Source organism: Streptomyces sp. NPDC051041, from assembly GCF_044456065.1.
In the GTDB taxonomy this organism is placed as follows: Bacteria; Actinomycetota; Actinomycetes; order Streptomycetales; family Streptomycetaceae; genus Streptomyces; species Streptomyces glaucus.
Window position 1 is genome coordinate 51,687 of the sequence record NZ_JBITFM010000018.1, and the last position, 15,953, is coordinate 67,639.

At 74.0% G+C, this 15,953-nt stretch carries 18 protein-coding genes and 1 tRNA gene; 5 read left to right on the top strand and 14 right to left on the bottom strand.

Annotated elements, in window-relative coordinates; all coding sequences use genetic code 11:
* Positions 1-68 precede the first annotated feature (68 nt).
* A complete protein-coding gene (locus tag ACIBAI_RS23825) occupies positions 69-2,537 on the bottom strand; it encodes an MFS transporter (protein ID WP_399037213.1) in 2,469 nt (822 codons plus the stop codon).
* Between the two features lie 13 nt (positions 2,538-2,550).
* Positions 2,551-3,051: a MarR family winged helix-turn-helix transcriptional regulator gene (locus ACIBAI_RS23830; RefSeq protein WP_399037215.1), complete on the bottom strand. Its 501-nt coding sequence runs from the start codon at positions 3,049-3,051 to the stop codon at positions 2,551-2,553.
* 192 nt (positions 3,052-3,243) lie between these two features.
* Here ACIBAI_RS23830 and ACIBAI_RS23835 point away from each other — a divergent pair, with 192 nt between their 5' ends.
* Positions 3,244-3,438, top strand: a complete 195-nt coding sequence (locus tag ACIBAI_RS23835; protein ID WP_344607836.1) for a hypothetical protein — start codon at positions 3,244-3,246, stop codon at positions 3,436-3,438.
* Between the two features lie 223 nt (positions 3,439-3,661).
* Here ACIBAI_RS23835 and ACIBAI_RS23840 read toward each other — a convergent pair whose 3' ends face one another.
* The 8 genes from ACIBAI_RS23840 to ACIBAI_RS23875 form a co-directional block, all read right to left on the bottom strand.
* Positions 3,662-4,591 carry an RNA polymerase sigma factor SigF gene (locus ACIBAI_RS23840; protein ID WP_399037216.1) on the bottom strand — a complete coding sequence of 310 codons (930 nt, stop codon included), beginning with the start codon at positions 4,589-4,591 and terminating at the stop codon, positions 3,662-3,664.
* A gap of 266 nt (positions 4,592-4,857) precedes the next feature.
* Positions 4,858-5,685: an RNA polymerase sigma factor SigF gene (locus ACIBAI_RS23845; RefSeq protein WP_399037311.1), complete on the bottom strand. Its 828-nt coding sequence runs from the start codon at positions 5,683-5,685 to the stop codon at positions 4,858-4,860.
* Positions 5,686-5,871: 186 nt separating this feature from the next.
* Entirely contained in the window at positions 5,872-6,165 is a 294-nt protein-coding gene (locus ACIBAI_RS23850) for a Dabb family protein (RefSeq protein ID WP_344607832.1), read from the bottom strand.
* The gene (locus ACIBAI_RS23855) at positions 6,165-6,341 is read right to left on the bottom strand and encodes a hypothetical protein (protein ID WP_344607830.1); all 177 of its coding nucleotides are present in this window, start codon (positions 6,339-6,341) and stop codon (positions 6,165-6,167) included. Before ACIBAI_RS23855 ends, ACIBAI_RS23850 begins: the two co-directional genes overlap by 1 nt.
* 451 nt (positions 6,342-6,792) lie before the next feature.
* A tRNA-Ser gene (locus ACIBAI_RS23860) sits at positions 6,793-6,877 on the bottom strand.
* A gap of 58 nt (positions 6,878-6,935) precedes the next feature.
* On the bottom strand, positions 6,936-7,367 hold the full coding sequence (gene tadA, locus ACIBAI_RS23865; protein ID WP_344607874.1) for a tRNA adenosine(34) deaminase TadA: 432 nt from the start codon (positions 7,365-7,367) through the stop codon (positions 6,936-6,938).
* 98 nt (positions 7,368-7,465) lie between these two features.
* A complete protein-coding gene (locus tag ACIBAI_RS23870; protein WP_399037218.1) occupies positions 7,466-7,999 on the bottom strand; it encodes a hypothetical protein in 534 nt (177 codons plus the stop codon).
* A gap of 300 nt (positions 8,000-8,299) precedes the next feature.
* Entirely contained in the window at positions 8,300-8,494 is a 195-nt protein-coding gene (locus ACIBAI_RS23875; RefSeq protein WP_399037220.1) for a hypothetical protein, read from the bottom strand.
* 137 nt (positions 8,495-8,631) lie between these two features.
* Here ACIBAI_RS23875 and upp point away from each other — a divergent pair, with 137 nt between their 5' ends.
* Positions 8,632-9,267 (top strand): uracil phosphoribosyltransferase, encoded by a 636-nt coding sequence (upp, locus tag ACIBAI_RS23880; RefSeq protein ID WP_399037222.1) that lies wholly within the window; start codon positions 8,632-8,634, stop codon positions 9,265-9,267.
* 18 nt (positions 9,268-9,285) lie between these two features.
* Here upp and ACIBAI_RS23885 read toward each other — a convergent pair whose 3' ends face one another.
* The 3 genes from ACIBAI_RS23885 to ACIBAI_RS23895 form a co-directional block, all read right to left on the bottom strand.
* A complete protein-coding gene (locus ACIBAI_RS23885; protein ID WP_399037314.1) occupies positions 9,286-9,897 on the bottom strand; it encodes a LytR C-terminal domain-containing protein in 612 nt (203 codons plus the stop codon).
* Between the two features lie 122 nt (positions 9,898-10,019).
* Positions 10,020-10,316, bottom strand: a complete 297-nt coding sequence (locus tag ACIBAI_RS23890; RefSeq protein WP_003991361.1) for a type II toxin-antitoxin system VapB family antitoxin — start codon at positions 10,314-10,316, stop codon at positions 10,020-10,022.
* 250 nt (positions 10,317-10,566) lie between these two features.
* The gene (locus tag ACIBAI_RS23895; protein ID WP_399037224.1) at positions 10,567-11,244 is read right to left on the bottom strand and encodes an HdeD family acid-resistance protein; all 678 of its coding nucleotides are present in this window, start codon (positions 11,242-11,244) and stop codon (positions 10,567-10,569) included.
* Between the two features lie 352 nt (positions 11,245-11,596).
* Between ACIBAI_RS23895 and ACIBAI_RS23900 the strand changes: the two genes are divergently transcribed.
* Complete coding sequence (locus tag ACIBAI_RS23900) at positions 11,597-13,684, top strand: penicillin acylase family protein (protein WP_399037226.1); 2,088 nt, start codon at positions 11,597-11,599, stop codon at positions 13,682-13,684.
* Positions 13,677-14,285, top strand: coding sequence for a GNAT family N-acetyltransferase (locus tag ACIBAI_RS23905; RefSeq protein WP_399037227.1), 609 nt, complete (start codon positions 13,677-13,679; stop codon positions 14,283-14,285). Before ACIBAI_RS23900 ends, ACIBAI_RS23905 begins: the two co-directional genes overlap by 8 nt.
* A gap of 191 nt (positions 14,286-14,476) precedes the next feature.
* Here the strand turns inward: ACIBAI_RS23905 and ACIBAI_RS23910 are convergent, their stop codons facing one another.
* A complete protein-coding gene (locus tag ACIBAI_RS23910) occupies positions 14,477-15,397 on the bottom strand; it encodes a DUF72 domain-containing protein (protein ID WP_399037229.1) in 921 nt (306 codons plus the stop codon).
* Positions 15,398-15,563: 166 nt separating this feature from the next.
* Here ACIBAI_RS23910 and ACIBAI_RS23915 point away from each other — a divergent pair, with 166 nt between their 5' ends.
* Complete coding sequence (locus ACIBAI_RS23915) at positions 15,564-15,941, top strand: ArsR/SmtB family transcription factor (protein ID WP_399037231.1); 378 nt, start codon at positions 15,564-15,566, stop codon at positions 15,939-15,941.
* Positions 15,942-15,953: the final 12 nt, after the last annotated feature.

Consider the following 15,953-nt stretch of genomic DNA (forward strand, 5'->3'; position numbering starts at 1 on the left):
AGTCCGGCCCGTGGCGGGGCGCGCCCGAAACGCTCGGCGCGCTCGCCCGCCACGGGCCGGGGCCGGAACTACTCGCCGGGGTGGGCGAGCTCGATGTCGTGGCCGTCGACGCCCGGACCGGAGACCGTCAGGGCCGTCGCCACCGGCGGGTAGCCCGTCGCGATGACGGTGTACTCGCCGCTGTCCAGGTCGGTGAAGGCGTACGCCCCGTCCGCACCGGTGGTGGCCGTGCCGACCACGTTGCCCGCCGCGTCGACCAGCGTCACGCGGGCGTCGGAGAGCGGGCCGTGCGGCGCCCGGACCACGCCCTGGACGCGGGCGCCGGCGTCGAGGTCGACCTCGATCCGGGTGACCCCGGTGCCGCCCACCTCGACGGGCAGGGCGCGCGGCCGGTACCCGGCGGCGTTCACCGCGACGGTCACCGCCCCCGGCACCAGCTCGGCGAGCGAGAACTCGCCCTGCTCACCGGTGACCTGGGTGGCCAGCAGATCGCCGCGCACGTCGGTCACGATGACCATCGCGTCCTTGACCGGCAGCCCGGTCTGCGCGGCCCGCACCACACCGCTCAGGCCGCTGGTGCCGCTGAGCAGGATGTCGTACGCCACCGGCTCGCCGTCGACGACGATCGTGGACGCCTGCGGCTGGTAGCCGTCGGCGGAGGCGATCAGGACGTAGCTGCCCTCGCCCGGCGCGGCCACCGCGTAGGAGCCGTCGGCCTGCGCGACCGACCGGCCCAGCTGCCGTCCCGCCAGCGAGATCAGCGTGACGGCGGCCTGCGGCACCGGCGCGCTCTCGGCGCCGCGGACGTGGCCGCGGACCGGGATGCCGCCGCCGGAGGCGGGTTCCCCGGAGCGGACGGCCGCGGCGGCGGCCGGCCGCCGCGCGGCGGCCCGGGCGCCGGAGCCGGTGACCGCGCCGGCCGGGGCGGTGCTCGGGGCGGCGGCCTCGGCGGCCTGCGCCAGGGCGCCCGAGGTGCGCAGCGGGACCTCCTTGATGAACAGCGTCACCAGGAAGGCGAGGAACGCGATCGGCGCGACGTACAGGAAGATGTCGCCGATGCCGTGCCCGTAGGCGCTCTCCAGCCAGGTGCGGATCGGGGCGGGCAGCAGGTCCATGTCCGGGATCTGGCCGCTGCCCATGGCCTTGGCGGCCGCCGCCTGCTGCTGCGGGCTCAGCGAGCCGATGGTGTCCTCGGCGTAGTGGCTGATCCGGGTCGACATCACCGAGCCGAGCACCGAGACGCCCACCGCGCCGCCGAGGGACCGGAAGAAGGTGACCACGGAGGACGCGGCGCCCAGGTCGCTCGGGGCCACCTGGTTCTGCGTGCACAGCACCAGGTTCTGCATCATCATGCCGACGCCGAGGCCCATCAGCGCCATGTAGAGGGCGATGTGCCAGTACGGGGTGTCGTACCGCATGGTGCCCAGCAGGCCGAGGCCCGCGGTGAGCAGCACGCCGCCGGCCAGCAGCCAGCCCTTCCACTTGCCGGTCTTGGTGATGATCTGGCCGGAGACCGTGGACGACACGAACAGGCCGCCGATCATCGGGATGGTCATGACGCCCGACATGGTCGGGGACTTGTCCCGGGCCAGCTGGAAGTACTGGCTGAAGTAGACCGTGCCCGCGAACATCGCGATGCCGACGAACAGCGAGGCGACCGAGGCCAGCGTGATGGTGCGGTTCTTGAACAGGCGCAGCGGGATGATCGGCTCGGCGGCCTTCGCCTCGACGAGGACGAAGATCAGCGTGAGGACGATCGCGCCGCCGACCATGACGTACGTCTGCCAGGACAGCCAGTCGTACTTGTCGTCGGCGAAGGTGACCCAGATCAGCAGCAGGCAGACGGCCGCGGTGACGAAGAAGGCGCCGGCCCAGTCGACCTTGACCTTGCGCTTGTCCAGCGGCAGGTGCAGCGTCTTCTGCAGCACGACCAGGGCGATCAGCGCGAACGGCACGCCGACGTAGAGGCACCAGCGCCAGCCGAGCCAGCTGGTGTCGGTGATGACACCGCCGAGGAGCGGGCCGCCGACGGTCGCGACGGCGAAGGTCGCGCCCAGGTAGCCGGAGTAGCGGCCGCGCTCGCGCGGGGAGATCATCGCGGCCATGATGATCTGCGCCAGGGCGGACAGGCCGCCGGCGCCCAGCCCCTGGATGGCGCGCGCGGTGATCAGCATCCCCGGGTTCTGCGCCAGACCGGCCACGACGGAGCCGACGACGTAGATGATCAGGCCTATCTGGACCAGCGCCTTCTTGCTGACCAGGTCGGCGAGCTTGCCCCACAGGGGAGTGGAGGCCGTCATCGCCAGCAGCGAGGCGGTGACGACCCAGGTGTAGGCGCTCTGGCCGCCACCGAGGTCGCCCACGATCTCGGGCAGGGCGTTGGTGACGATGGTCGAGGACAGGATGGCGGCGAACATGCCGAGCAGCAGCCCGGACAGCGCCTCCATGATCTGCCGGTGGGTCATCGGAGCGCCGTCGGAGGGACCTCCCCCGTGCTTGGCATGAGCCCGCACACCGGCTGGTGTGGTCGTTGCCATGGACTTCCTTTGCTTACGTGGTGATCGCGGGTGTACGGGTGGACTGATCGGGTACGGACGGTGCGGCGGCCCGGCCCGGCGCGGACCGGCAGTCGCCGAAGCTGGCGCGCAGCCGCGCCATGAGCCCGGTGAGCTGGGCCACCTCCTCGTCGCTCCAGTCGCTCAGGCGCTGGGCGAGCAGCTGGGTGGTCCGCAGGGACAGCTCGTCGAGCTGGGCCCGGCCGGCGGGCGTCAGGCGCAGGATGCGCGAGCGCTTGTCGGCGGGGTCGGGGGAGCGCTCGATCCAGCCCCGGTCCGCGACGTGGGCGACATGGCGGCTGGTGACCGACATGTCCACGGCGAGCAGCTCCGCGAGCTTGCTCATGCGCATGTCGCCGTGGCGGCCGAGCAGCGTCAGGACGGCGGCGGAACCGCTGGGGCAGTCGGACGGCAGGATGCGGCCCAGCTCCCGCTTCACGGCGCCGAAGGCGCTGAACTGACGGAGCAGTTCCTCGTATTGCGCCCGCTCGGCCATCGCACCTCCCGTTTGTTGCTTAGGGCAACCATAGGTCCGGTTGGTTGCTACAGGCAAATAAAATCGGGGGTGGGCGGACAAAACCTTGGCAAAGGCAAGTATTGCGACAGTAAATGTGCAGGTGGGGACGGTCGGGACGGCGCCCGGACCCGCACTTGGGCCGCACCCCCGGATTCGCTAGGGTCTCGGGGCATGGCTAACACCCAGGGCCCCCAGGGCAACTACGACCCCGCTGGCAGCACCCAGATGTTCCGCGCGTTCGTCGACGAGGGCGCCCCTCAGTCCCGGCAGGCCCCCGCCCCGGCAGGGCCGCGCGTCGGCCTGATCGTGGGCGTCGTCGCCGCCGTGGTGATCATCGCGGCGGTGGCCTGGCTGGCGCTCAAGTAGGCCGGCCGCACGGCCGGCCCGCCGTCCGCGCCCGCGGACGGTCACGGAACGGCCGTGGACAGGGCGACGGCCGGAACCGGCCGTGGGCAAGGCGACGGCCGGAAACCGGCCGTGGACAGGACGACGGCCGGGAAACCCGTGGACAGGACGACGGCCGCCGACGCGACCGTGAGGCGCTTCGGCGGCCGTGAGCCGGTGCCGGGCCCGCGGGCCCGCGGGCGGCTCAGTCCGAGATCAGGCCCTCCCGCAGCTGGGCCAGCGTCCGGGTCAGCAGCCGGGAGACGTGCATCTGGGAGATGCCGACCTCCTCGCCGATCTGCGACTGGGTCATGTTGGCGAAGAAGCGCAGCATGATGATCCGCCGCTCGCGGGGCGGCAGTTTGGCGAGCAGGGGCTTGAGCGACTCCCGGTACTCCACGCCCTCCAGCGCCGTGTCCTCGTAGCCGAGCCGGTCCGCCAGCGAGCCCTCGCCGCCGTCGTCCTCCGGGGCCGGGGAGTCCAGCGAGGAGGCGGTGTAGGCGTTGCCGACCGCGAGGCCGTCGACGACGTCCTCCTCGGACACGCCCAGCACCGAGGCGAGTTCGGTGACCGTCGGGGAGCGGTCGAGCTTCTGGGAGAGCTCGTCGCTGGCCTTGGTCAGCGCCAGGCGCAGCTCCTGCAGCCGGCGCGGCACGCGCACCGACCAGGAGGTGTCGCGGAAGAACCGCTTGATCTCGCCGACCACGGTCGGCATCGCGAAGGTCGGGAACTCCACGCCCCGTTCGCAGTCGAAGCGGTCGATCGCCTTGATCAGGCCGATGGTGCCGACCTGGACGATGTCCTCCATCGGCTCGTTGCGGGAGCGGAAGCGGGCGGCGGCGTAGCGCACCAGCGGCAGGTTGAGCTCGATCAGGGTGTCCCGGACGTAGGCGCGCTCCGGGCTGTCCTCGTCGAGGGCGGCGAGCCGCAGGAACAGGGAGCGGGACAGGGTGCGGGTGTCGATGTCCTCCGCGTCCGGCAGGACCGGGGCCTGCGCGTCCGGGAGGGCCGGGGCGGGCGCGGCCTCCAGGCCCGCGACGTCACCCGTGACGTCGTCGAGCGTGTCGAGCGCATCGGGCGCGGTGTCGCTCTCCACGAGCGTGAGCACCTTCGAGCTGCCCTGATCTGCGGACATGCCACCCCCTTTGGGTCGCGGGACGGTCGCGGCTCACACTCCCACCTCGGGAACGCAGCCTTCACCTGCATACCGGAGCCGGGGCTCCGGCAAACGCGCTTCCCGCAGAATGTCACATGTCGGCAACGCGCTGTAGTGACATGTCGACATGCGAGACGTGAATCGCCCCTGAAAAAAGGGGTTCTGACGACCTTTCGGCGTGAAATCACCGGAATGGCCCCATGGGCGGTTCGCTCGTACCGGTGAGCGTTCGCTCCTGCTTGCGGTTACGCGTCGATCCGGTTCGCCGAGCGCAGCCGCTGGAAGCTACGCGCCAGTAGCCGCGAGACGTGCATCTGGGAGACGCCGAGCTCCGCGCTGATCTGCGACTGCGTGAGATTGCTGTAGTAGCGCAGCAGCAGGATGCGCTGTTCCCGCTCGGGAAGCTGGACCAGGAGGTGGCGGACGAGGTCGCGGTGCTCGACGCCGTCGAGCGCCGGGTCCTCGTAGCCGAGCCGGTCGAGCAGCCCCGGCAGGCCGTCGCCCTCCTGGGCGGCCTCCAGCGAGGTGGCGTGGTACGACCGCCCGGCCTCGATGCAGGACAGCACCTCCTCCTCGGAGATGCGCAGCCGCTCGGCGATCTCGGCGGTCGACGGGGAGCGCCCGAGGGTGGTGGTCAGGTCCTCGGTCGCGCTGTTGACCTGCACCCACAGCTCGTGCAGCCGGCGCGGTACGTGGACGGTGCGGACGTTGTCGCGGAAGTACCGCTTGATCTCGCCGACCACGGTCGGCATCGCGAAGGTGGGGAACTGCACGCCCCGGTCCGGGTCGAAGCGGTCGATGGCGTTGATCAGGCCGATGGTGCCGACCTGGACCACGTCCTCCATCGGCTCGTTGCGGGAGCGGAAGCGGGCGGCGGCGTAGCGCACCAGCGGCAGGTTCGCCTCGATGAGCGCCCCGCGCACGCGGTGGTGCTCCGGGGTGCCCGGCCGGAGCTCCTTGAGCTGGGCGAAGAGCACCTGGGTGAGGGCCCGGGTGTCGGCGCCGCGGCGCTTGCCGGCGGCCGGGGTGGGCACCTCGTCCTGGGGCGGCGCAGAACTGGCCGACACGGTCAACGCCACCTCTTCATCCGTCAACTCATCCGTCGATCCATCCGTTAAAAACCGGTCATAGCATCACAAGACATACGCATCATGTGCAAGCACCGCATAACACCGTGTTGTGAACAATACGGGCGTGAAGTGCGCAGCATACAGAGAAGCCCCCTGCCGGTCGGCAGAGGGCTTTCGGAGCGCCGGGGATCAGAATTCGTAGTCGGCGATCACCCAGGTGGCGAACTCCCGCCACAGGGCGACGCCCGCCTGGTGCGCCGGGTGCTCGACGTAGCGGCGCAGCGCGGCCGGGTCGTCGAAGGCGGAGTTGATGGCGAAGTCGTAGGCGATGGGGCGGTCGCTGAGGTTCCAGCCGAGCTCCCAGTGGCGGATCTCGGGGATCTCGCCGTCGAGGGCGCGGAAGGCCTCGACGCCCTTCACGACGCGGGGATCGTCGCGCTCGACGCCCTCGTCGAGCTTGAAGAGGACCAGATGGCGGATCATCACTCTCCTCCGTTGGCGACCCAGGTGGCGAAGTCGCCGAGGGCCTTGGCGGCGTCGGATATGCCCTCGAACCCTATCTGGACGTAATCCGCCGCCTTGGCCGGGTCCGTGATGATCACGTACAGCACGAAGACCACGAGAACGTAGACGGCGGCCTTCTTCGCGTTCACCGCCATCGCGGCCTCCCCTGTCGCAGCTGTCCCAACGGTCGCTCATGATTGCACGAAGGACCCCGTCTGACGACGGATTCCTCCGGCAGCGGCGGCGGGGGACGCGAATCTCCGGCGACGTGCGCCACGCGCGCTTGCGGGGACTCCTCGGGCCCGGCCGGGCGGGAAGGGGCTCGCCCGGCGACGCGGAGGCGCGGGACCGCCGGCCGCGGGAACCGGCGGTCCGGTCCGCGACGGCCGGGGCCGCCCGGTGGCAGCGCCTGGCCGGCGCCGGCCGTCGGGACGTCGCGCGGCGGGCCGGCGACTCGTCCGGGAGCCGGGGGAGGCGGACCGGCCGGCGCGGGGCTCACTGCCGCTCTCCGTCCGGCTGGACCGCGGGGTTGCGCGGCCGGGCGCGGATCGGGCCGGGAGACGGACGAAGGGCCCGGTCCGTCGGACCGGGCCCTTCGCCCATCGGCGGTAGCGGAGGGATTTGAACCCTCGGTGACTTGCGCCACACTCGCTTTCGAGGCGAGCTCCTTCGGCCGCTCGGACACGCTACCGAGGGAGACCTTACCGCACGGTGGGGCGTGCTCTGAAATCGATAGGCGGCCGCCGCGGTCAGCGGCCGCGGAAGAAGTCGGTGAGGCGCCGGGCGCACTCCTCGGCGAGCACGCCCTCGATCACCTCGGGCCGGTGGTTGAGCCGCCGGTCCCGTACGACGTCCCAGAGGGAGCCGGCCGCGCCCGCCTTCTCGTCCCGGGCGCCGTAGACGACCCGGTCCACGCGGGACTGGACGAGGGCGCCCGCGCACATCGTGCACGGCTCCAGGGTGACGACGAGGGTGCAGTCGGCGAGCCGCCACCGCCCGAGCCGCGCGGCGGCCCGCCGGATCGCGAGGACCTCCGCGTGGGCCGTCGGGTCACCGGTGGCCTCGCGCTCGTTGTGCCCGGCCGCGAGGACGGTGGTGCCGTCCGCGGCCAGCACGACGGCGCCGACGGGGACGTCCCCGCCCCGGACGGCCCGGTCGGCCTCGTCCAGGGCGAGCCGCATCGCGGGCCGCCAGCGGTCGCGCACCGGGTCCGGCGGCGGACCCGCCGGGCCCGTCGGTCCGGTCGGTTCCTGTGGTCCGGTCGGTTCCTGTGGTCCGGTCAGCGGACGGTCTCCAGGGTCTCCGAGGCGCCGAGGGCCTCGGCGATCTCGGTGAGCGCGTCCTCCGACAGCGACAGCAACTCCTTCTCGCCGACGCCGAGATCGTCGAGGATCGCGGCGTCCCCGACCGGGCCGTGCGGCACGGACGCGTCGGCGGAGCCGGCGTCGTCACCGCCGTCGGCGTCGTCGGTCTCACCGTCCTCCGTGCCGTCGAGGTCGAGGGCGTCCAGGTCGGAGGCGTCGTTCCCGGGCTCCCTGCCGAGCAGTTCGTCGGTGAGCAGGATCTCGCCGTAGCTGCTGCGGGCGGCGGCGGCGGCGTCCGAGACGTAGATACGAGGGTCCTCCTCGCCGTCCACGCGGACGACGCCGAACCAGGCGCCCTCCTGCTCGATCAGCACGAGCACCGTGTCCTCGTCGGGAGAGGCTTCCCGGGCCAGGTCGGCCAGATCCGACAGGGTCTCCACATCGTCGAGCTCTGTGTCGCTCGCTTCCCACCCGTCTTCGGTGCGCGCGAGCAGTGCGGCGAAGTACACCGTGACTCTCCCACTGTCATAGGCGTGCCGGTTGGGATTCCCCCCGGCGGAGGTTGCGGGCGGGGAGTGCTCCTCACAAGTCCCACCCACTCGGAATCGTGGCAGAAACAAGGCGTTCAGGGGACGTCTTCGGCTCCCTGTGTCCGGCAGTTCTGATCGCACGTCGCTGCGTACGTCCGTGACGGACCCACCAGCGCACTCGTTGCCGCCACCTGCGGATCGTACGCGGATTTCCGCCGCACCCGCGCACACCCGCCCACGCAACGCGCCCGCGGCCCGCGATCTTCCCCCACCACCGCTCTACCAGCGGAACGTTCGCATACGCATCGCGTGCCGCAGCCGGGCGGCCTTGGCGCGGCGCGGCTGGACCCGGGCGCGCAGCGCGCGGGCCTCGGCCAGCTCACGCAGGAACCGGGCCCGGCGCCGACGGCGCTCGGCCTCCGTCTCGGGCTGCTCGCCCGGGGACGGCTCGTCATGGGCTTCCCGCTCAGACACAGTCACACCACCCCAGTCCGTCCCTCCCACCTTCCCCCGGACGGAGGGGTTGACGCCAGTGAACGGGTGAAGCCGTGGTCCGGGGCGTGCACCGGCGCGGGAACGCCGGGCGCACGGGCCCGGTTACTGTTGTGGCCATGCGTCTCCACGTCGTCGACCATCCCCTGGTCGCCCACAAGCTCACCACGCTGCGCGACCAGCGCACCGACTCCGCGACCTTCCGCCGTCTCGCCGACGAGCTGGTCACCCTGCTCGCCTACGAGGCCACGCGCGACGTGCGCACCGAGCAGGTCGACATCCAGACGCCGGTCGCCAGGACCACGGGCGTCAAGCTCTCCCACCCGCGCCCGCTGGTCGTGCCGATCCTGCGGGCCGGGCTGGGCATGCTGGACGGCATGGTCCGGCTGCTGCCGACCGCCGAGGTGGGCTTCCTCGGCATGATCCGCAACGAGGAGACGCTGCAGGCCTCCACGTACGCCACCCGGATGCCGGAGGACCTCTCCGGCCGTCAGGTGTACGTCCTGGACCCGATGCTCGCCACCGGCGGCACGCTGGTCGCGTCGATCCGGGAGCTGATCGGGCGCGGCGCCGACGACGTGACCGCCGTGGTGCTGCTCGCCGCCCCCGAGGGCGTCGCGGTGATGGAACGCGAACTGGCCGGCGCCCCGGTGACGGTCGTGACGGCCTCGGTCGACGAGCGCCTCGACGAGCAGGGCTACATCGTGCCGGGCCTCGGCGACGCGGGGGACCGGATGTACGGGGCGGCCGAGTAGGCCCTGCGCGGGGAGAGTTCAGCAGCTCTTCCGCACGGTGGGCGCCGGCTGCGGCTCGGCCAGTTCGGCCAGGGCCCGCTCGGCGTCCGCCTGCTTCGCCAGCGCCGTGAAGCCGTCGCCGATGATCAGGTCGACGGCGGTGCCCTCGCGGGCCGCGTCGGTGCGGCGCTCGGCGGCGGGGAGCTGGGCGGCGAGCACCGGCAGCGCGCTGTCCAGGGACGCGGCGGGGCCGAGCAGCACGCCGCTGCCCTTGACCTTCTTGTCGTACTCCTCGGGCGCGTTGCCCACGTCGCCGATCCGGAAGCCGCGCTTCTTCAGTTCCTCGGCGGTCTGCTTCGCCAGTCCGCTGCGGGTGGTGGCGTTGAGCACGTTGACGGTGATCCGGCCGGGGTCGGGCAGGGCCCGGGCGGTGGGCGAGGGGCTCGCCGCGACCGCGCAGCCCGCCTCGGCGCCGACCGCCGCCGTCTTCTCGCCGCCGCCGGTGAAGACGTCGACGAGCTGGAGCGTGCCCCAGCCGAGCAGTCCGAGGGCGGTGACGCAGGCGGCGGCGAGGACGGCGAGCCTGCCGCGCCGCCGGGGAGGACGCATGCGCGGGTACTTGTCCCCCGTGATCCGGTACTGGCCGCCCATGCCGGGGGGAGTCAGCATGCTCATGAGCGCAGCGTAGTGCGCCCGGGCGATGATGCCTACCGGATGATCATCAGACGTCGTCCGGTCCAACCCGAAAGGTCCAACTCGGACCCGCGGCCCCGTCAGTCGAGTTCGAGGACCCGCGCGTGCAGCACCTGGCGCTGCTGCAGCGCCGCGCGGACCGCGCGGTGCAGGCCGTCCTCCAGGTACAGGTCGCCCTGCCACTTCACGACGTGCGCGAAGAGGTCGCCGTAGAAGGTCGAGTCCTCGGCGAGGAGGGTCTCCAGGTCGAGCTGCTGCTTGGTGGTCACGAGCTGATCGAGGCGGACCGGGCGCGGCGCGACGTCCGCCCACTGCCGGGTGCTGTCCCGGCCGTGGTCGGGGTACGGCCGGCCGTTTCCGATGCGCTTGAAGATCACACGGAAAGCCTACCGGCCGAGACGTTCCGGGCGCAGCCATGGCGACGCAGTGCGGCACCGAAAAAGACATTCCGCGCCGGGCGAACCGGGGACGCGGCCGTGCGGCGGGCGGCGGCGGGAGCGTGCGGCCGGCCACCGCCTCCGGGGCGCCGGGAAGCGCCTCGTCCTTCTGGGGGAGGGCGGGGGCCGCCCGCGGCACGCCCCGGCCGGACGCCCCGGCGGCGGGCGGGGGATATGGGGCAGGGGGTGTTCACGGCGTGTGCGGGGCGTGCCGGGCGCGGGCGCGGACACGGAGCGCCGTGACGGTCTCGACGGCGCCGACGGCGACCAGCCAGCAGCCGCCGACCACCGTGAGGACGGCGACCGACTCCAGCGGCGAGGCGATCAGGACGGCCCCGGCGGCGGCGGTGAGCACCCCGAGGAGGAGCTGCCAGCCCCGCGCGGGCGCCACGGGGTCGTGGGCCGCGGCCAGGATCTGCGTGATGCCGCGGAACAGCCAGCCGATCCCGAGCCACAGCGCGAGCAGCAGGACCGACCGCAGGGGGCCGCGGAAGCAGAGCAGGCCCAGCAGGATCGACAGGGCGCCGCTGACGAACGCGAGGACGCGCAGTGCGGCCGTCCGATGGGTGCCGAAGGCGGAGGCGAGCTGCAGGACGCCGCTCACGAGGAGGTAGAGCCCGAACAGCACCCCGGCGGCGAGCAGGGACGCCCCCGGCCGGACCAGCACCAGCACGCCCAGCACCAGGGACGCGGCACCGGTGAGCAGGACGGTCCGCCAGGCGGAGCGGGACAGCAGGCGCAGCGGACCCGCGAGGGGCGGCTCCGGTTCATGACCGCCCGGGGCGGAGGCGGCCGACGCGTGCCGGGCGTGGACGCGGCGGTCGTCGTACTCCGGGTTCCAGGGGGAGCCGGTCGGTGGCTCGGTCATGGTCCATGCTTGGACCGCGCGCGGCGCGTCCGCCACCGGGAGCGGGCCGGGAGGCTGACGTCCGCCCCGCCGAAGGCCGCCGCCGGCTCCGCCCGGTGCGGGCGCGGACGGCGGGGCCCGGGCCGCCGTCCTCCCCCCGGTCCGCGGCCGCGCCTCCTCGTGGGGCGGCTCGGGGACCGTGAAGGCCGGGCGGCCGTTCGGGAATCGCGGACTCCGGGCGGCGGTCCGAGGACCGCGCCCTCCCGGCCCCGGTCCCGCCCTCGCCTGCGGACCTCTTCACCCTTCGCGTACGATTCCGCCACAGCCGCGTCGAACTTAGGCGAGCCTAACCTAAAAGAAAGCAGGGGCACGGGTGGCGACCGAGATCTACCGCGATGCCTGGGGCATTCCGCATCTGCGCGCCGGCAGCGCGATCGAGCTCGCCCGCGCCCAGGGCCGCGTCACCGCCCGCGACCGCGCCTGGCAGCTGGAGGTCGAGCGGCACCGGGCCCAGGGCACCTCGGCGTCCTTCCTCGGCCCCGGAGCCCTGGCCTGGGACCGGTTCGCCCGGCGCGCCCGCCTCGCCGACACCGCCCGCCGCTGCTTCGCGGCCCTGGCGGAACGGGACCCGGAGACCGCTGACTGGGTACGGGCGTACGCCGACGGCGTGACCGAAGGGCTGGCCGGGGCCACGGCCCCCGAGTTCGCCCGCGCCGGCCTCGCCCCCGGACGCTGGGAGCCCTGGACGCCGCTGGGCGTCTGGCTCGCCACCCACATCCTCTTCGCGGGCTTCCCGGCCAAGCTCTGGCGCGAACAGGTCGTACGGCACCTCGGCGCGGACGCCGTCGCCCTGTTCGCCACCGACGGCCCCGGCACCGCGGGCAGCAACGGCTGGCTGCTGTCCGGGGAGCGGACGGTGACCGGGCAGGCGATCATCGCGGGCGACCCGCACCGCTTCATCGAGGACCCCGGCGTCTACCAGCAGATCCACCTGTCCTGCCCGGAGTTCGACGTCGTCGGCCTCGCCGTGCCCGGCGCCCCCGGCATCGCCCACTTCGGCCACGCCGGCACGGTCGCCTGGGCCATCACCAACGCCATGGCCGACTACCAGGACCTGTACCGGGAGCGGCTGCGGCGCACCGGCGCCGGCGTCGAGGCGCTCGGCCCCGACGGCACCTGGCGGCGGGCCGCCCGGCACACCGAGCTCGTCGAGGTGGCCGGCGAGGAGCCGGTCGAGGTCGAGGTCATCGAGACCGACCGGGGGCCGGTGATCATCGGCGGTCCCGAGGGGCTCCCCGAGGGCCCGGACGGCGGGGTGCCGGACCCGGCGGTCGCGATCAGCCTGCGCTACCCGCCGCGCGTCACCGCCGACCTGGGCTTCGGCGCCCTGCTGCCGCTGCTGCGGGCCCGCCGGGTCGCCGACGTGGACGCCGCCCTGGACCGGTGGGCCGAGCCGGTCAACGTGGTGCAGGCCGCCGACACCGAGGGCGGGCTGCTGCACCGGGTCGCGGGCCGGGTGCCGGTGCGCGCCGCCGCCAACCGCGTCCGCCTCGTGCCCGCCTGGGAGCCCGGCCACGAGTGGCACGGCTGGCACGAGACGCCGCGCGCCGGACTGACCGACGGCGTCGCCGTGATGGCCAACCAGCGCGGCCCCGCCACGCCCCTCGGCGTCGAGTTCGCCCCGCCGCACCGCGCCGACCGCATCGCCGCCCTGCTGGCCCGGAAGGAGCGCTGGTCGGCCGCCGACCAGCCGTCCGTGCACATGGACACCCACCTGGCGTCCGCCGCGCCCCTGCTGGACCTGCTGGCCTCCCTGGCCGGGCTGACCCCCGGGGCCGCCGCCCTGCGCGACCGCCTGCTGCGCTGGGACCGCCGCATGGACGCCGACAGCGCGGACGCCGCCGCCTACGCGGCGGTGCGCGGCGCGGTCGTCCGGCGGCTGGCGGCGCAGGAGGCGTTCGCCGCGCTGGCCGCGCCGCCCGCGTACCCGGAGCTGTTCCTGCCCTGGCTCGCCCTCGTCCCGCGCGTCGGCTACGCCCTGGAACACCTGCTGCGCGCCGGGGAGCTGTACGGCGTCGACCGCGCCGGGGCCGCCCGCGCCGCCCTGGAGGAAGTGGCCGCGGCGCAGCCGCCCGCGCCCTGGGGCGACACCCACCGCCTCGCCCCCTGGCGGGCCCTCGCGGACGCCCCGCAGGACGAGCCGGGTCTGTCCGGCGACCACGACTGCGTGCTGTGCACCTCGGCGGTGCCCGGCGTCACCGACCGGGCCGCGCGCGGCCCGGCCGCCCGGTACGTGTGGGACCTGGCCCGCCGGGAGGACAGCCTGTGGGTGGTGCCGTTCGGCGCGTCGGGCGTCCCCGGCTCGCCCCACCACCGCGACCAGCTCCCCCGGTGGCTCGGGGGAGACCTCGTCCCGGTCGTCACCGACTGGGACCGGCTCACCGAGGAGAGCGATGTCTGACCCGTACACCTCCCGCACATCCGTGCACGAGCAGACCGTCGACGGCTTCGGCACCGTCCGCGTCCTGCCGCTCGACGCCCGGGCCGACGCCGGCGTGGTCCACGCCTGGACGAGCGAGGAGCGGGCCGCCTTCTGGGGCATGAACGGCCTCACCCGGGACCAGGTCGCCGAGATCTACGCCCACCTGGACACCCTCGACACCCACCACGCCTTCCTGCTGGTGCGGGACGGCGAACCGGCCGCGCTGCTGCAGACGTACGAGCCGCGGGCCGACCGGGTCGGCGAGTGCTACCCGGTCCAACCCGGCGACATCGGCGTCCACCTGCTGGTCGCGCCCGCCGGACCGGGCGGGGCGCGCCCGGGCTGGACGGCGGCGCTGCTGGACGTCGTCACCTCCTACGTCCTGCTCGGGCTGGGCCGGACGCGGATCGTGGCCGACCCGGACGTGCGCAACGAGCGGGCGATCGCCCGGCTCCTGCGGCAGGGCTTCACCGCGGGCCCGGCCGTCGTCCTGCCGGAGGTCGACCTGCCCGACGTGTACCTGCCGGAGAAGAAGGCCCGGCTCGCCTTCCTCACCCGGGAGGCGGCCTTCCCGGCGTGAGCCCCGAAGACCTCGTCGCGCACCACGGGCCGGAGCCGGTCCCGCGCGAGGGCGGACCGTTCCGGCGCACCTGGACCGGGCCCGCACGCCCCTCCGGCCGGCCGGAGGGCACCGCCGTCCTGGCCCCGCCGACCTCCCGCCCCGGCCCCGTCACCCTCCCGCTCGCCGGGGCCGGCCGACGAAGGCGACGGTCAGGGCGCCGGAGCCGGACCAGGTGACGGTGCCGGGGCCGGTGCGGATCGCGGGGCGGCCGGGGGAGCGGCGGCGTCCCGGCCGAGCAGCCGGGCCATGGTCCCGGCGGCCCGTACGGCGGCGTCCGCGCAGCAGTTGTTGAACAGCACGTGCACCTGCTCGGCCCGGTCGGCGAGGCCGCGCACCCGGGGCACCCACTCGGCGAGTTCCTCCTCGCGGTACTCGTGCCGGAACCGGTCCTCCTTGCTGCCGGTGCCCCAGGCCGGGCTGCGCCCGTGGAACCGCACGACGGACAGCCGGGGCGCGGTGACGGGGGTGACCGGCGGGACGGAGGACGGCAGCGTCTGCGCCATGTCGACGGCGACGGCGGCCATGCCGTGCCGCGCGAGCAGCGCGCACGTCTCCTCGTACCGCTCCTCGGTCCACCAGGCGGGATGCCGGAACTCCACGGCGACGGGCCACCCGGCGGTCCGCGCGGCGCACTCCGCCAGGAACGCCTCCGCGCGGGGACCGGGCCGCAGCCACGGCGGGAACTGGAACAGCACGCTCCCCAGCCGCCCCGCCTCCCGCAGCGGCTCGATCCCCGCGCGGAACAGCGCCCACACCTCGTCGAGCACCGCCGGGTCCCGGTGATCGGCCCGCAGCCCGCGCGGCATCGCCGCGTCCCGCGTCGGATGCCCGGTGAGCAGCGAGAACGCCTTCACGTCGAACACGAACCCGGCCGGTGTCCGCTCGACCCACAGCCGGCTGTTGCGCGCGCCGGGCAGCGCGTAGTACGACGCGTCCACCTCGACGACCCCGAACCGCTCGGCGTAGTACCGCAGCCGCCCCTCGGCGTCCCGCCGCCCCGCCGGATACCAGCCGCTGCCGACCAGCGCGCGATCGGTCCAGGAACACGTGCCCACCAGGATGTTGCGCATGCGGGTGCGGTTACCCCGGCCCCGCGCCCGGCAGACGGCCGGCGCGTCAGCTCGGGGAACCGGGCCGGCGGAACGGCCCGAGTGCCACCGGGGAGGCGGTGGCCCGCGGAGCGCCTGAACCGCTCCGCCCCTCCCCCCTTGGTTCGACGTGTGTCAACATAGGCGCATGTCGAACACGAAGGCGCTGCCGCTGCTGGACCCGGCCGACGCGCAGGCCGTGGCGCCGTGCTGCCCCCCGCTCACCGAACGCCCGTTCACCGCGGAGGAGGCCGAGACGGCCGCGCGGATGTTCAAGGCCCTCGGCGACCCGGTGCGGCTGCGGCTGTTCTCCGCGGTCGCCTCGCACGAGGGCGGTGAGGCGTGCGTGTGCGACATCTCCGACGTCGGCGTCTCCCAGCCCACGGTGAGTCACCACCTGAAGAAGCTCAAGGAGGCCGGTCTGCTCACCTCCGAGCGGCGCGGCACCTGGGTCTACTACCGCGTCGAGCCGTCCGTGCTGGCCGCGATGGGCAAGCTGCTGACCGGTCCGTCGGCCGCGGCCTGACCACGACCGGAG

Coding starts and splice junctions, on each gene's coding strand:
- ACIBAI_RS23835 (WP_344607836.1), top strand. CDS start 3,244: ATGGCTAACACCCAGGGCCCCCAGGGCAACTACGACCCCGCTGGCAGC.
- ACIBAI_RS23825 (WP_399037213.1), bottom strand. CDS start 2,537: ATGGCAACGACCACACCAGCCGGTGTGCGGGCTCATGCCAAGCACGGG.
- ACIBAI_RS23895 (WP_399037224.1), bottom strand. CDS start 11,244: ATGACCGAGCCACCGACCGGCTCCCCCTGGAACCCGGAGTACGACGAC.
- ACIBAI_RS23840 (WP_399037216.1), bottom strand. CDS start 4,591: ATGTCCGCAGATCAGGGCAGCTCGAAGGTGCTCACGCTCGTGGAGAGC.
- tadA (WP_344607874.1), bottom strand. CDS start 7,367: ATGCGGCTCGCCCTGGACGAGGCCGACCGGGCCGTCCGGGGCGGGGAC.
- ACIBAI_RS23855 (WP_344607830.1), bottom strand. CDS start 6,341: ATGGCGGTGAACGCGAAGAAGGCCGCCGTCTACGTTCTCGTGGTCTTC.
- ACIBAI_RS23830 (WP_399037215.1), bottom strand. CDS start 3,051: ATGGCCGAGCGGGCGCAATACGAGGAACTGCTCCGTCAGTTCAGCGCC.
- ACIBAI_RS23910 (WP_399037229.1), bottom strand. CDS start 15,397: ATGCGCAACATCCTGGTGGGCACGTGTTCCTGGACCGATCGCGCGCTG.
- upp (WP_399037222.1), top strand. CDS start 8,632: ATGCGTCTCCACGTCGTCGACCATCCCCTGGTCGCCCACAAGCTCACC.
- ACIBAI_RS23885 (WP_399037314.1), bottom strand. CDS start 9,897: ATGGGCGGCCAGTACCGGATCACGGGGGACAAGTACCCGCGCATGCGT.
- ACIBAI_RS23915 (WP_399037231.1), top strand. CDS start 15,564: ATGTCGAACACGAAGGCGCTGCCGCTGCTGGACCCGGCCGACGCGCAG.
- ACIBAI_RS23850 (WP_344607832.1), bottom strand. CDS start 6,165: ATGATCCGCCATCTGGTCCTCTTCAAGCTCGACGAGGGCGTCGAGCGC.
- ACIBAI_RS23905 (WP_399037227.1), top strand. CDS start 13,677: ATGTCTGACCCGTACACCTCCCGCACATCCGTGCACGAGCAGACCGTC.